A 14,400-nucleotide genomic window follows, 5' to 3' on the forward strand; every position below is an offset into this window, starting at 1 on the left:
AAGAGCAGTGAAATAATAGATGACAGGCTGCTCTAACACTTCAGTGACATTTTTTAGCTTGGGCCTCGCATCAATGAAGGGGTAAATATAGGTTGCTTATCTTGATTTGCAGAAGATTTCATTTCTTGAAGTTTTCTTTTGGTGTCAGATTGCTTTTCAATTAAATCTGATGCTATAGCTGGCGCACTAGCCATTTCAGCCACTGGTGTTTCAAATGGCTTTAATAACAGTTGAATCGTAATTTCTTTATATGAACAGAAATCCTTAAAAGATTGCTCAGGATTAAAACTCTTTTTATTATCCAACTGTTTCAATAACTGAATGGTGGAAGCTATGGAATTAGAGCAAGCAGAGGGATTTTTCATTAAATAGGTATCAATATGAATTAAAAATCGCTGAACATCTTCTGAGAAACTTTCAAAACTTGGTTTTGAGTTTTTTGAATTATCTTCGAATAATTTATTGATTTGTGCGTTTAGAAAATCATAGGCCGCTCTGGCCGACTTTTCATCAGTTTTATCATCTTTAAATGCGGAACAGATATTATCTAAATACTCCAAAAATACCCTAAGATGATGTCGATTTGTCAAGGTCAACAAATCTTTCATATTCCAATAATTTTCTTTAAATCCTTGAATTTCTCCCAACAACTGTTGTTTGCTCATTTGATTTTTGTATGCTTGTAAACCCAAAGCTTCACTTTCTAGTTCAACGTTTTTTTTCAAAACCAGATTCGAATTATTTAGATATTCATTGTAATTCCTTTCAATAGCTAACTTTAAATCTGAAACACAACGATATTCACTGTTCAAAATTCTATTTAACTTTGCTTCTACTGGGTTGGGGTTAACTATTCGCCTGACTGTAGGTTCATCAGACCAATAGCGTGATGCCTTAAATTGATTTGTTTCATTAGTTGTAAACAAGAGTGATATCATTTCTATGGCAATTGAAATATCCTGTGCCCAAAAGCGTTCATCTGCTACTTTCATTTCTCCTGCATCAATAATTTTTAATTGATTATTTTTTTCGTTATATAAAATATTTTTGAAAGTTAAATCGCCATGGGCGTAGCCTTTGTTATGCAGATTTTCCAACTCAGTTAAAAATGAAATGGCTAACTCCATTTTGTCTGAAAATGTCAATTTTTGAAGCGAGTCTATATCCTCAAGAAGTTCTTCCAAGGCATATCCTTCTTCTTTTTGCATAAAAAATCCTTGGTTTCCTCCTTGCAAATTGACTAATTCTGCAGTTGAATTTCCTGATAAAATCGAATAATTGACAGATTCCTGTTTTATTAGCTCCTCGGCATTGATAAAGTTCTGATATAAAACTTTCAGTACATTCTCTTTAGGAAAAATTACCAATTCATCATCGATTAAGTACATAGCATGATTACTCTGTATCACTACGCCTTTGGTTCCTCTCCCTATCTGTGAGCCATTTAAAATTAAAAACTCCGTAATACCATCCTCACGTTGATTTTTGTAAATATCATGACTTAAGAGGAATTCTATTTCATTTCCATCTTCATCGTTTAGCGTATAAGGATGGTTGGCAAATAATGCGGACTGACTGGAACCAGACAATAAATATTGCTTAATTAACTGCGTTAAAATTTCTTTATCTTGATGTAAAGGTTGTTCCTTCAAATTTATGTAATAAACCATAATGCTCTCCTACAAGCCAATTATCTACATGTATTTGAGCATATTGATAAATATTAATACAATTAATTGTTTTGATATGTTTTATTAAATTTAGTTATATCTATTATTTTTCAATGAATTACTGATGATTTGACGTCTTTTTATGAGCAGTTATTTATTTTGATAAATATCAAAAAATATTATTAACAACTCCTATTCATATTCATAATACTGTTTGTTAGAAACAAACTGTTTCCTTAACTATAATTCTATTAATAAAGAAAAAGATATGGTCGGTAAATTCCAAATTGTAGTTTTTGGGCTTATTCAGTCACCCTGGATAGGAATATAAAAAAGTTAATTTGGATTTAATGAAAAATGGATCTCAGAAAAATTAATCTCAACTTGTTATTGCATCTTGATACATTGTTAAATGAGCTCTCAGTATCCAAAGCGGCTGAAAAATCTTTCATGAGCCAGACTGCAATGAGCCATATATTAAAACAATTACGTGATATATTCGATGACCCTTTGTTTATTAGGAAACCGCACGGGCTTCAACCAACACAAAAGGTACTTGATCTGGCCCCCAAGATTAAAAAATTTTTAAATTACTCCAATGATATTTTTGAAGAAGATACTTTCAATCCAGGAAATGACAATTTATTTTTAAAGACTGCATCAGTAGGTACAGGGGAATATTTTATTTTACCCAGGTTATGTGCTCATTTGGCTAAAAATGCTCCGAAATTTGTATTAAAGATTTCTTCACTGTCAGAGTACTTGAGTCTCGAGTATTTATTAATGTCCGAATTAGACTTTGCAATAGGACCAGGCTTTGTTGAAACGGGGAATAACATCATCAGAGAATTATTGTTTGAAGAGGAGGCTGTGTGCATCATGCATAAATCTCATCCTCTCGCAAATCAGGAATTAACTCAAGATATGTACTTGCAAGCTGAACATGTTGACATACAATTTAGTTACATGGGAAATGAAAATATACTGTATAAAGCATTACAAGGATATCATCAAAGAAATATCAAAGTGATAGTGCCCAATATCATTAGCGCATTGGAAGTGGTTTACCATACGAATTTCATTACAACTGTACCGAGAACTCTAGCTGTTACTTTCAAAGACAGATATCAAATTGAACTACACCCTTTTCCTTTCCCTAAAAAGACATTTTTAGTTAATTTTTACTATCATAAACGATTATCAAATCATAAACCGCTGCAATGGGTATTGGATGTAATAAAAAAATATTGTTGCGTCAATCATGAGGCTTAAACAAATTGATATTAAGGAGAAAGCAGATTCTTCTCCCAATTGTTTTTTATAAAACAATATTCTACGACATCAGACAATTCATCCGTTCTATAAGTATAAAAAACCATGCGTGTGGGAATGACTCTGAAACCATAATAATATTCACTCATAGGCAATGGCTTATCGTGAAACTGAGAAGTCAATATTTTTCTTTTATTTTCAATGAGTTGTTTGCTGGGTATAACTTGTGAGGAAGTAGGCGCATAACTATGAAATCTGATTTGCGCGAAAGGCGGATAGGTATCCCAGTATGCTTGATTTTCGCTTTCCGATAATGGCCTGGCTGAACCGTCTATCATGACCTCTCTTTCACATAACTCAAACCAAAAAGTGAGAGATACCATAGGGTTATGGGTCATTTCTTCAACTTTTCTGGTTCCTCGTTGGGTAAAAAATAATAAACCTTGCTCGTTGATTTCGCGAATGGCGATAACACGCCCATGGGGAATAGAGTTTTTGCCTGCTGTAGATAATATGGCATGCTGTGGATTAGGTGCTCCTTTTTCCAATTCCTCAGAAATCCATGTTGTTAAAAGGCTAATGGGATTGTTCATGGCCACCATTTGAATACCTATTGCAAATATTTTTTGATGTTCATAATGATACTGATTAACAACAGCTCATTGCGACGCTGAGTATTGTGAGCCATAATTCACCCGCAGTCTATTGGTAATACGTCTTTTACAAAAAATCTTAACTATCATCATTGTGGAACTTGGGTTGTTGATAATCCCTGATTTGCTCGTTTAACTCTTCTATTTGATCCAGAATTTTTAAAAACTTTTCTCCAAAAGGAGTCACAAAATACTCAACTCTGGGAGGTAGCTCATGAAAGGTATTTCTGCCGAGAATCCCAAATTCAATATTCTTCCGAAGGCATTGGTTTAAAACTTTTGTTGATAGTCCTTCAACGCTTCGTACCATTTCCCCTGGTCGATTGATTCCATTTCGTAAAAGAGAATAGATAGTCAAGGACCACTTACAACCATAGATAGCCTCTACCATTGATGCGGTCTTAATGGGAGCTTTTTTTTGTATTAATTTTTTTTCATCCATTTCAATAATTTGTACCATAAAGTACTTAGTGAACTGAAAAGTGCTTACTTTTTTTAATATTGTAGTTCTTTCATACTGGATTGGACAGTATTTTAATGAATCAGGAGAATCTATGTTCAATCAAAATTTAGCTATTATTATTGGCGGCTCTAGTGGTATGGGCCTTGAAACTGCAAAAAAACTTTCAAGTAACAATATGGAGCTGTTAATTACCGGAAAAGATAAACAAAAACTTGAAAATGCTGCGGCAGAAATACAAAAACTGGGAGCAAAAGTAGACATTTTAGTTCTTGATCTTTATGACAAAGAGCAGGTATTCCAATTTATGACTAGTATGAATGATGAAACTCGAAGAGTAAAATATCTTGTAAATGCCGCAGGTTATTTCAAACCCATCACTTTTTTAGAACATGATGAAGAAGATTACGATCGTCAGGTTAATCTTAATAAGGCGTTCTTTTTTATCACCCAGGCCGTAGTAAAAAACATGAAAAAAAATGGAGGGGGTAGTATCGTCAATATCGGTTCAATGTGGGCGAATCAAGCGGTTAAAGCAACCCCCTCCTCTGCTTATTCCATGCAAAAAGCCGGACTTCATTCACTAACCCAACATTTAGCTATGGAGCTTGCTGAGCACAATATAAGAGTAAACGCCGTGGCACCGGCAGTGGTAGCCACTCCTATCTATAAATCATTTATTGATGAAGAGAGAATCGAGGAGTCGTTACAGGATTTTAATAAATTTCATCCTATCGGCAGAATCGGTAAGGCAACAGATATCGCTGATGCAATCGAATTTCTTTTGTCAGAAAAAGCAAGCTGGATCACAGGGGAGATTATGAATGTCGATGGAGGGGTAATGGCAGGAAGAAATTAATCAGCAAACCTTATCTAGATTTATGCCTGCGAGCATCAATAGCAAAAGATTGATTTTTAATGCCCTGTTTCAGATTTATCTGATGTGGGTTCTGGATAAGGATTATATAAGAAGCAGTCAATATCCAGAGTCCGTTTGGGCTGAGGAGATGCGTAAGCATCGTCTCGAAGCCTTGGCAAGAAACATTAAATTCCATACAAGGCTTCGAGACGGCATAAATGCCTCCTCAGCCCGAACGATTCAAAATAATGGCTGTCTTATCCATAACTCACGTTATCCATAAAAATCAATCTCTTGCTATTGATGCTCGCACTAAGGCTTTTCATTGCTTGCATGGAATAATGTGGCCATTTGCTTTTGGCAAACATTGATAACCATTACGGTCTAAAAATCTCTTGGGATCCTTGAGAAATTTCAAAAAATACTCCCAGATTTTTTCTCTCTTTTTCGAGAAAGTCCATGAATCCACTATATATTTTTTTATCACCAAACCAGGGATCGGTTACTTCAAACTGCCCATGGCGTTTCTTGCCTAATAAGGTATGGAGTACTCCAGCTTTTATAATGATAAGAGAGGTTATCCCCTCAGGGAAATCTGCCTCACTTAAGGTTGTCAATGTCATTTTTTTTCTTATTGGCACCTCTTTCTTAAAAAGTGAATAGAGTGAAGTAATAACCATATCTTTTGAATATTTATTTCGTACAGATTTTGATAGCTCTCTAATCTCGACACCAATGACATTCAAATTATATTTGCAAAAATAGGATGCGATCTTTTCAGGCGATGCCACTTTACCGGGTTCTAACCAAATGTCTTTGTATATTTCCAATTCTTTGCCAGGTGTATAGCTGCTTGGTTCAATAAACCCCCTTTCAAGAAGTATTTTCATTATTGCTCTTGCAGTACAAGAATTTTCGAATTTTTGTGCATCGACCAAAGGTTCAATGCCATCCAGTTTTGCTCTTAATTTAGGATTATCTAATACAAAATTTGCAATTTCATTAGAGGTTACTATTAATTTTAAGAAGCTTTTTTGGTCAAGCATTTGAACGAAATCTTCTGTGGTAAGAAGCAATTTAATCGTATCAGAGGAGACATTTTTCATCTTCCCCAAAGTAATAATCCCTTCAATGGGCTTATCGTGAGTGCTATGAATACTCTTAAATTGATTAATAAATTTCTCCAAGCTGGTTTTATTGATGGCTATATCAGCATCTTCCCCAAAATTAAAATCAATACTTTGATAAATATTTTGACAGGATTTAATAGCATTAAGCGTCAAATCTGGAAATTGCTCTGCCGTAATATTCAAAATCATAATAACCTGTCTTCACATCCCAAAACTGACACTAACTTGATTATAGGTTATTTTGCATATAAATAATTCTTTTTGATATATAAAAATGCAATTGTATCTTGTATTTGCCTATTCTGATTCTGTTCTCCTTTCATTAAATCCTGGTTAGCAAAAAAGTGAAGCAATGACTTAATATTCAGTTAATAAACATAGTGTAAAATTATTAAACTTTTAATCATCACTATTTGCTGCTATGAAAAAGAATTTTTTTTCTGATCTTCCTGAGGAAACAATTGTCAATACATTGAGTTTCTTAAAAGCAAACACACTAGCTCGTATAGCTCAGACATGTCAATTTTTTAATCGCTTGGCTAATGATAAACATCTGGAGCTGCATCAACTAAGACAACAGCATATAAAGCGAGAGCTATGGGGAAATCTTATGGTGGCGGCAAGAAGCAATAACCTGGAAGAGGTCAAAAAGATTCTAAAAAAAGGAATCGATCCAACCCAGACCAATAGCTACCACTTAAATAGAACGCCTTTACTTGCAGCTATCGAAGGAAAAGCATATCAAACTGCAAATTACCTCTGGAGAAAATACACTTTCGATCCCAATTTTAAAGATAACTATGGTGATTCACCTATCTCTCTTCTTAAAAAGCAACTGGCAAATCCAGCCTTCAAGGATAAGGAAAAAAAACAAATACGCGCCTTAATTAGGGGAATGCAAGAAGAAAAAATAGCACAGAGCAAGTGCCTTGTTTGTTAAAGCTGTTAAATTAAACAGATCGCGTCTGGTCTATGATAGATGTGATTTTTTTTCCAGCAAGTGTTTGCAGCAATAAACAAACTCATTAAATTGAGAGTCTTTTACAAAATATCCTGCTATATCCAAACCTGTTGTTGCCTGCTTATCCCGGATATTACTTGATGTCGTGAAGATAACAACCTTAATCGGATTATAATGAATATGAGAACGCAATTCTCTGAGAAATTCTATACCATTCATTTTTGGCATCATGATATCAAGGATGATGATTTTAGGCTTGGTCGCTTTGATATTTCCAGAGAGTTGTTCGAGAGCTTCAACACCATCACGAGCTATATGAAAACAAACTGGAATACTCAATTTTGTCAGCGCTCTTTGAACAGACATTAAATCGACTTCATCATCATCAACCAATAAAACATGGGTACACTCATCATTCTTAGCACGCATCGCCAATCTCCTTATCTTTTGGCCATAAAAAACGAAAGACGCTGCCTTTGTTTTTTTCTGATTCCACAGAAATTTTACCTCCTTGAAACTCGACTATTTTCTTAGCAATGCTCAGACCTACACCACTTGTTTCAAGTTTGTCCCTGGGTTGTAAGGTCTGAAATAATTGAAAAATTCTGTCTTGATATTTTTTTTCTATTCCAGGGCCATCATCCGCTACAAAAAACTCATAAAACCGATCCTTTTCTTTTGTACCAATGATGATATGTCCATCTTTACGGTGATGATGCCTGATACTGTTATCGAGAAGCGCTGTAAAAACCTCTCTCAAAGGAAGCTCGCAAGTATTCAATACTGGTAGTGTATCTTCGAGTTGAAACGTGACAGTCTGCGGAGGATTCAATTTCTTTATGATATCAGTAATCAATCTATCAGTGTGAATTGTACGAACCTTATCAAAAACATATCCTGATTGAGCGTATTTAAGCAATCCATCGAGCAACTTTGACATTCGTGAAGCACGTTGACGCAAGAGCAGTAAATATTTTTTAGATTGTTCAGAAAGCATTTCACCCAGATCTTCTTCAATCCATGAGATCAAATGCTCCATAGCAGGCAGAGGCGCTTTTAAATCATGTGATGCGTGATAGACAAATTGATCCAGCTCATCTTCAGCTTTCTTCACCAAAATCAAATTAGCAACTCTGGCTTTAAATTCCTTGGCCGAGAATGGTTTTATCACATAATCCTGAGCCCCTTCTTCCAACATACGTGCAGTTAATTCATCGTCTGCTTTGGCAGTTAAAATAATAATTGGAGTTTTCAATAGCAGGGGGTGTTCTCTAATAGCATGCACCATTTCGACACCGCTCATATGAGGCATCATAATATCACTAACAATGAGATCTGGATGTAAAGCAAGCGATTTTTGCAACCCCTCCCGACCATCAAAAGCACTTTCAGTACGATAAAAAGTGTTCAATATTTTACAAATAAAATGATTCATCTCCTGATTGTCTTCTACTACCAGGATCAGCGGTCTATCGTAATAATCCTGTTCAAAATACTCTTCAGCCCCCTCCTTAATTGGTTTTACTTTATTTCTGAATTCAGCAAGACTCGCGCTTATTTCTTTTTCCCCCAATAATAGCTGGCTATAGGAAGAATAAACCTTTGCATTTTGAGGCGCTTTTAGTGGTAACTCAATGGTAAAAATGGCACCGCCATTTCTAGCATTCCCTGCCAAAATTGAACCCCCATGTAACTCAACGAAATCTTTTGCAATCGATAAACCCAACCCAGTTCCCCCTACCGTACGAGTTGTAGATTCCTCAATCTGAAAAAAACGCTCGAATATAGTTTCACAAAGATCAGAAGGAATACCCGGTCCATTATCTTCTATCTGAAGCCTGCATGTTTCAGGATTGATTTGCACTAATCTAATCCTTACTTTCGCATTTTGTGGTGTGAATTTTATGGCATTTGACAAAATATTGATTAAAACATGCTGGATTTTGTCGGGATCTATTTGTGCTTGCAATTCATCAGGCAAATCCATTGAAAAAACAAGCTTGCGTTCGGGAATCTGAGCCTCAAACAATGCAATTGTCTGTTGAATTAATTTTACCAAATCAATATTGGCATAATGAAGAATCATTTTGCCAGCATCCAGCTTTGATATATTCAGCAAATCATTGACATGTTTTAGTAAAATTTGAGCATTATTTTGTATGCGCCTTAATGTATTCTGAACAAATGAGGGAAGCTTTTTTTCAGCAAGCAACATTTCCAGAGGATCTAGTATCAGCATTAATGGGGTACGAAGTTCATGACTGACATTAGCGAAAAATTGGGTTTTGATTTGATCAAGTCTAGCCAGATTTTTATTAGCCTCTTCCAACTGCTTGTTTGCTTCCTGAATTTCCTGGGCACGCTGATAGATTTCAATCTCCATTTCCCCAGCCTTGGTACGCAGTTCTTCCATCAGCTTCAGCTGCGCTGAACCAGTTTTTTTTAAGTGGACAAATTCCGTAACATCCTCCACACGATGAATAATATATTCCACTTCCTGATCAGCCCCTAAAACCGGAGTATTAATAGGGCTCCAATAACGTTCTTCAAATCCCCCTCCTCGATCTGCAGGTCTCTGAATATCATATTTTTGTATAGCCATTGTATCTGCTGATTTGTTTTTTAGAACCCTTAGTAGCGATGCATATAGGTTCTTAGCACCTGTTGCCTTTGGATCGTTTGGATTATCAGGAAAAGCATCGAAGACATTTTTTCCCAAAATTTGTTTGCGACTCACCATTGTTGCCTGTAAGTAGGCATCACTGACTCCGACGATATTAAAATCCCTGTCCAATAAAAGGTATAAATCCGGCAGGGAATCAAATATAGATTTAAAATCTATATTTGATTTCGTATTTTCCCTTCGCATAGAGCATCCTCCTTCCTCTATGTAAGGCCTATTGACTATAAAGCATTACACAAGTCTTTGCGAGGCTGGCCATGAATCCAATGTACAATTTTCAACACAGGGTATGAATAGCCAATTAACCCTACTACTAATTATAATCGAGGATTTGAGACCTTACTAATTAGGAAAGCCTGGTTTCGATAATTGCTTGCAACCACCAACAAAAAGATGAACCTCTTTCAGCCAGTACAACGCTTGCTTTAGTGGTTCGATCCCCTCTCAGCAATTTTTCTTCAATAGTCGCCCTATCGATTTAAGATCTTATCGTCAATCAAATATATAAAAATAATACAAAAAAACACATACAAAACCAAAGTGTACAAAGTTTATTTTAATCTACAATTAAATATAGGGTATCTATCAGTGAGGTTAATATGACAACTTCCAAGCTTGAAAAAACGGGTTTGCATGTTCATGAAAAAATCAAACATATGGTCAAGAATTATGGAACGATGATAACCGGTATTCCTGCCGAAATATTAGGGCAAAATGAGGCAGAAATTTCGGTTGGATATGTAAAAAAAATGGGAAATATGAAAGAAAATATTGCTGAAGTAGTTCGAAAATCTGAAATGACTCAACCCACAAACAGCTGCGGAAAAGCGAGCAATGAAGTGTGTGATTTACTTTTAGGAACAGAAGGAGCGAGCGAATTCGAAAAATCAAGCTATCAAGTATTATCTGGGGATGGCAGTAATTTGAAAGGTTCTCTACCCAATAAAAATTTACTGGTCAGGGTTGAAATGGATCGATTTAATGCTCCTCAAAAATACCAAAAAATAAAAAGAGAGGAGTTTAATCCCGAGACCGCGGAAAAAAATAAAATTTATCTACTGGAAGATCAGCTGGTATATCTCGATATATTTGGAAAAGTCATCGACCTTGGACAGACATCAGACACATGTCATAGACTATTTAATGCTATTACCACCCCTTTTTATCAAAATTATATTCTTTATGATGAGTATATTGATCCGGAAGAAAGTGCTGAGGAAGCGGCCATGTTTGAAATGGGTGAGATAGTTAAAGCTAAAATGAAAAACATAGATTGTTGGACAGCAACCCATTCTTTTACTATATTTGTTCCTGAATCGGACAGCGAAGACACACGCACATTATATCCTTACCAGGCATATTGGACCAGCCATACTTTGCAACAATGGTTTTCCGGTGATAAAGATGAAAAATTATCACGCTTGGGTATCGATGGCTATATCGAAAAACTGGCTCTATTAGGCACAACAACCGATAGCAAAATACGCTCCAGCATTTATGGAGAACTATTTTCTCCTCCAGGAAAAGAACATGTTTTTTGTACCGGGATGAACGAAAAATTCTCGCCATTACGAGTCAAATTTAAAGTCACTGAAGTTAATCCAGAAATAGCATTGCAAAATTTAGAAGAAGTTCAAGAGTTTATTGATACGAATTATCCTGGCGAAAACGCGAAAGATCAATGCGAACTTTATAAAATAAAAGCGCAAGAAGCGATGACTAAACAACTTGAGATGCGACTTCTAATAGAGCCGACTCATCGAAAAGAATCAGTAACCCCCTATAAAGAAAAAAACACACAATCTTTCTTTAGCAAAAACTTAGATACAACCAGTAGAATAGATAAAATGATCTCATCAGTCATTACGATGGAAAACCTCAAGATTCTTGCAAAAGAAGCAGATACCCTCTCTGGAAAGGATCGTGAAAAGTTAGTGGAGTATTTTAAAACATTACCATCAGAGCAGCTGGCAGAAATCAAGGCTGAATCAGAAACAGCTCAAAAAGCCTGGGATGAACAATACGGGTTAGTTCTTCGTGATAAGTGATAAATCGAATCGGCTTTGTGTATTTGTCACTTGAACTGTTTATAATCAAATGATATTGACCTATAATATATCACTTTGATTGTGCGTGGCATTAATATGACAAAAATAAAACTGGAATCGCCGGGTTTCATGGTACACAAAAAGTTGAAAAGCATGTCCCAAAGCTATGGAGTCATGATGACTGGTGTCCCTGCTGAGGTGTTAGGACAAATGCAGGCAGAGCGATCTATCCCCAGCATTAATAAAACAGGGAACCTTAAGCAACAAATTGCAAAGGAGGTTTCAAAGGTATGTCATATGATGACTGAACCCACTCAGAGTTGTGGCCAAGCCAGTAATGATGTGTGTGAATTGCTTTTAGGAAAAATTGAAGCGGAAAAATTCCATTTCACCAAATATGAAGCATTATCAGCAGATGGAGACAATCTAAAAAATGTTTTAGAAAATACAGCCCCATCCAGCACTAACCTATTAATACGATTTGAAATTGACAGAGAAGACCCTCCCATTGTATTGGTCAAAACAAAAAACGAGAATTTCAATCCGGAAACCGCTGTGAAGAATAAAATTTACCTATTAGAAAATAAATTATATTTTATTGACAAGATGGGTAATCTTTTTAACCTTGGACCAGGTAAAAAAAAATGTACGCAGTTATTCAACGCAATTGGAGACTCAGCAGAATATAGTCTTTGTGATCCTTTTGTTCTTGAAGAGCCTGAAAAACCTGAGGATTTTGCAATAAGTGAGATCGTAGATATCTTTAACGAACAAAAAGAGAGATTCGATTTTTGGATCGGGTCGCATTCTTTTACAATATATATCCCTCAAACGCTGGGTGAATCACCACGCCAATTCTATCCTTATCAAGCTTACTTTGGTTCACACACTTTACAGGATTGGTTTGTCAGCGATAAAGATGAATACCTGTCGCGAATTGGCATCGACAAGTATATTGAAAAATTAGCTGTACTGGGAAAAACAACAAACACGAAAGAACGCTCGGATATTTATGCAGAATTTTTTTCAAAGCGAGGCCGGGAAGCATTTTTTTGCGCCCACCTTAATGAAAAAAGACAACCATTACGAGTAAAGTTCAAAATAACTGAAATTAACCCTGAATTGGCATTAAAGAATTTACAGGAAACGCAAGAATTTATTGATACCCATCCAGGAGAAAATCCATCAGATAAAGTAGAAAATTATAGAAATAGAGCAAAATTGGCAATGACCGAACACCTGGAGAGCCTATTAGACATCAAGCCTGAATCAAGCCCCTCTTTATTTTGGAAAAATGTCGATAAGAAAGAACAAGAAATGACTGACAGTAGCAGGTATAAAAAGGGGCCAAGCTAATCAATAAAACAATAAAAATCAATTAAATTATAAATTGTTCTAAAATTGTATTAATGGGTGTTTGAAAATAACGAAGGAGTTTGATTTATGATGAGTCGCGAAAAAGCAGCTGGAACTTTTTTTAAAGATTACCAGAAAAAAAATGTAATGAGATTGTTACAAGACTCTCTCGAAAAAATTATCAACGAATGGCTGAAAACTGATGATGAAAGCCATACCAAACTGAAAAGTCTTCAAGAACTTTCAGAGATGGATATTAATGCTACCTCATTTGCTGAACACTCACCACTTCCTGATTTTGTTACGCGTCTCTGGCTGGATCCACATAAAGCGCTTGATGCCATGGACAAAAACATTTCAAAAAACGAAATCAGAAAGCTGATTAAAGAAACGGCGAGGGAAATAGAACTTGTCTTTACTCATCAAAAAGCACCCGACTACTCTTAATTGAAATGAGGATGGGGCTGGTATATTAATTCTTCATTCATTTTGGCCATATCATTGGCCAAATGATGTCTTATTGGATAAAAACATACACAGAAAAACAATTCGAAAATTGACTAATATCTAAAAACCCTTCTAATTAATTTGTTATGTTAAATTAAGTCTATGGAACCGGGCCTCCAGAGGTTCGTTCTTTTCCACCACAAATTACTTTAAATATAAGGGGTTAAAAGATAATGTCATGCTATATTTTGGATTTAATCGAAACATTAAAAAATGATTTTGTAAAAAAAAATACCCCTACAAGATTTGACAGCGTCAAATCTTATGGAGAGTTATTGGAAAAATCAAAAATTAATCCCGCGATTGCAGAGTATATCACAGGCACTTCATCCGGGGTTATGATGGTTGATTCCTATGAAAAACTATTAGAACTCTCTAAAATTAACTATGCTGTTGCTGATAATATGACACAAACTCAATTGGGTCTGGATTTAATTGATAGCTATGAAAAATTTCTGGAAATAACAAAGATAAATGCTAAAGTTGCTTTTAATTTTCAAATATTAAATTATCAAAGGTATGTCAAACTGGTCGACTCATATCAACAATCTTCACAAGCAAAATCTCTTTCAGACCTAAATACCTCGGCAAATTCGCAACTTTTTTTTAAGAAACGCGATTCTACTGGACAAGACCGAGCTTCTATTACCACAGGACAAGCGAGAGTAGCTCATGATACAGTTGGATTGGGGCTGAAATGGAACGAAGCTATCCAGAATACCATTAGCGAGAACATGATGAACCAGAGACTTTAACAGCAAACCCTAATAGCTATTCTAGAATTTAAATTTAAAAAGGCCA

At 35.5% G+C, this 14,400-nt stretch carries 14 protein-coding genes; 8 read left to right on the forward strand and 6 right to left on the reverse strand.

What is annotated here, in order from left to right:
- Window positions 1–53: 53 nt before the first annotated feature.
- The gene (gene legK2, locus LPG_RS10740) at window positions 54–1,670 is read right to left on the reverse strand and encodes a Dot/Icm T4SS effector LegK2 (protein ID WP_010947848.1); all 1,617 of its coding nucleotides are present in this window, start codon (window positions 1,668–1,670) and stop codon (window positions 54–56) included.
- Between the two features lie 357 nt (window positions 1,671–2,027).
- Between legK2 and LPG_RS10745 the strand changes: the two genes are divergently transcribed.
- Window positions 2,028–2,942 (forward strand): LysR family transcriptional regulator, encoded by a 915-nt coding sequence (locus LPG_RS10745; protein ID WP_010947849.1) that lies wholly within the window; start codon window positions 2,028–2,030, stop codon window positions 2,940–2,942.
- Window positions 2,943–2,953: 11 nt separating this feature from the next.
- On the opposite strand, the gene LPG_RS10750 is transcribed toward LPG_RS10745, so the two are convergent.
- On the reverse strand, window positions 2,954–3,541 hold the full coding sequence (locus tag LPG_RS10750; protein ID WP_025862572.1) for a pyridoxine/pyridoxamine 5'-phosphate oxidase: 588 nt from the start codon (window positions 3,539–3,541) through the stop codon (window positions 2,954–2,956).
- A gap of 133 nt (window positions 3,542–3,674) precedes the next feature.
- On the reverse strand, window positions 3,675–4,055 hold the full coding sequence (locus LPG_RS10755) for a winged helix-turn-helix transcriptional regulator (RefSeq protein ID WP_010947851.1): 381 nt from the start codon (window positions 4,053–4,055) through the stop codon (window positions 3,675–3,677).
- Window positions 4,056–4,149: 94 nt separating this feature from the next.
- On the opposite strand from LPG_RS10755, the gene LPG_RS10760 reads away from it, so the two are divergent.
- Window positions 4,150–4,914, forward strand: a complete 765-nt coding sequence (locus tag LPG_RS10760) for an SDR family NAD(P)-dependent oxidoreductase (protein ID WP_015444218.1) — start codon at window positions 4,150–4,152, stop codon at window positions 4,912–4,914.
- A gap of 22 nt (window positions 4,915–4,936) precedes the next feature.
- On the forward strand, window positions 4,937–5,197 hold the full coding sequence (locus tag LPG_RS10765) for a hypothetical protein (protein ID WP_010947853.1): 261 nt from the start codon (window positions 4,937–4,939) through the stop codon (window positions 5,195–5,197).
- A 94-nt stretch (window positions 5,198–5,291) separates the two neighbouring features.
- Here the strand turns inward: LPG_RS10765 and LPG_RS10770 are convergent, their stop codons facing one another.
- Window positions 5,292–6,233, reverse strand: a complete 942-nt coding sequence (locus LPG_RS10770; RefSeq protein ID WP_010947854.1) for a hypothetical protein — start codon at window positions 6,231–6,233, stop codon at window positions 5,292–5,294.
- Window positions 6,234–6,465: 232 nt separating this feature from the next.
- Between LPG_RS10770 and ankB the strand changes: the two genes are divergently transcribed.
- Complete coding sequence (ankB, locus tag LPG_RS10775) at window positions 6,466–6,984, forward strand: F-box-like domain-containing protein (RefSeq protein ID WP_010947855.1); 519 nt, start codon at window positions 6,466–6,468, stop codon at window positions 6,982–6,984.
- A gap of 30 nt (window positions 6,985–7,014) precedes the next feature.
- Here the strand turns inward: ankB and LPG_RS10780 are convergent, their stop codons facing one another.
- Together LPG_RS10780 and LPG_RS10785 are read right to left on the reverse strand one after the other, a co-directional pair.
- Entirely contained in the window at window positions 7,015–7,434 is a 420-nt protein-coding gene (locus tag LPG_RS10780; RefSeq protein ID WP_015444215.1) for a response regulator, read from the reverse strand.
- The gene (locus LPG_RS10785; RefSeq protein WP_010947857.1) at window positions 7,424–9,874 is read right to left on the reverse strand and encodes a hybrid sensor histidine kinase/response regulator; all 2,451 of its coding nucleotides are present in this window, start codon (window positions 9,872–9,874) and stop codon (window positions 7,424–7,426) included. Before LPG_RS10785 ends, LPG_RS10780 begins: the two co-directional genes overlap by 11 nt.
- A gap of 413 nt (window positions 9,875–10,287) precedes the next feature.
- Here LPG_RS10785 and mavC point away from each other — a divergent pair, with 413 nt between their 5' ends.
- The 4 genes from mavC to LPG_RS10805 all read left to right on the forward strand — a co-directional run bounded on the left by mavC (window position 10,288) and on the right by LPG_RS10805 (window position 14,354).
- A complete protein-coding gene (mavC, locus tag LPG_RS10790) occupies window positions 10,288–11,736 on the forward strand; it encodes a Dot/Icm T4SS effector MavC (RefSeq protein ID WP_010947858.1) in 1,449 nt (482 codons plus the stop codon).
- 75 nt (window positions 11,737–11,811) lie between these two features.
- Window positions 11,812–13,092 carry a lpg2148 family Dot/Icm T4SS effector gene (locus tag LPG_RS10795; RefSeq protein ID WP_010947859.1) on the forward strand — a complete coding sequence of 427 codons (1,281 nt, stop codon included), beginning with the start codon at window positions 11,812–11,814 and terminating at the stop codon, window positions 13,090–13,092.
- Window positions 13,093–13,179: 87 nt separating this feature from the next.
- Window positions 13,180–13,539, forward strand: a complete 360-nt coding sequence (locus LPG_RS10800; RefSeq protein WP_010947860.1) for a lpg2149 family Dot/Icm T4SS effector — start codon at window positions 13,180–13,182, stop codon at window positions 13,537–13,539.
- A 233-nt stretch (window positions 13,540–13,772) separates the two neighbouring features.
- Window positions 13,773–14,354, forward strand: coding sequence for a hypothetical protein (locus LPG_RS10805; RefSeq protein ID WP_010947861.1), 582 nt, complete (start codon window positions 13,773–13,775; stop codon window positions 14,352–14,354).
- The last annotated feature ends 46 nt before the right edge of the window (window positions 14,355–14,400 follow it).

Origin of the sequence: Legionella pneumophila subsp. pneumophila str. Philadelphia 1 (assembly GCF_000008485.1) — a bacterium.
GTDB lineage: Bacteria > Pseudomonadota > Gammaproteobacteria > Legionellales > Legionellaceae > Legionella > Legionella pneumophila.

Excerpts from the sequence above, each read along its gene's own strand:
- mavC (WP_010947858.1), top strand. The coding sequence starts at position 10,288 with ATGACAACTTCCAAGCTTGAAAAAACGGGTTTGCATGTTCATGAAAAA.
- LPG_RS10765 (WP_010947853.1), top strand. The coding sequence starts at position 4,937 with ATGCCTGCGAGCATCAATAGCAAAAGATTGATTTTTAATGCCCTGTTT.
- LPG_RS10770 (WP_010947854.1), bottom strand. The coding sequence starts at position 6,233 with ATGATTTTGAATATTACGGCAGAGCAATTTCCAGATTTGACGCTTAAT.
- ankB (WP_010947855.1), top strand. The coding sequence starts at position 6,466 with ATGAAAAAGAATTTTTTTTCTGATCTTCCTGAGGAAACAATTGTCAAT.
- LPG_RS10760 (WP_015444218.1), top strand. The coding sequence starts at position 4,150 with ATGTTCAATCAAAATTTAGCTATTATTATTGGCGGCTCTAGTGGTATG.
- LPG_RS10780 (WP_015444215.1), bottom strand. The coding sequence starts at position 7,434 with ATGCGTGCTAAGAATGATGAGTGTACCCATGTTTTATTGGTTGATGAT.
- LPG_RS10785 (WP_010947857.1), bottom strand. The coding sequence starts at position 9,874 with ATGCGAAGGGAAAATACGAAATCAAATATAGATTTTAAATCTATATTT.
- legK2 (WP_010947848.1), bottom strand. The coding sequence starts at position 1,670 with ATGGTTTATTACATAAATTTGAAGGAACAACCTTTACATCAAGATAAA.
- LPG_RS10805 (WP_010947861.1), top strand. The coding sequence starts at position 13,773 with ATGTCATGCTATATTTTGGATTTAATCGAAACATTAAAAAATGATTTT.
- LPG_RS10800 (WP_010947860.1), top strand. The coding sequence starts at position 13,180 with ATGATGAGTCGCGAAAAAGCAGCTGGAACTTTTTTTAAAGATTACCAG.
- LPG_RS10745 (WP_010947849.1), top strand. The coding sequence starts at position 2,028 with ATGGATCTCAGAAAAATTAATCTCAACTTGTTATTGCATCTTGATACA.
- LPG_RS10755 (WP_010947851.1), bottom strand. The coding sequence starts at position 4,055 with ATGGTACAAATTATTGAAATGGATGAAAAAAAATTAATACAAAAAAAA.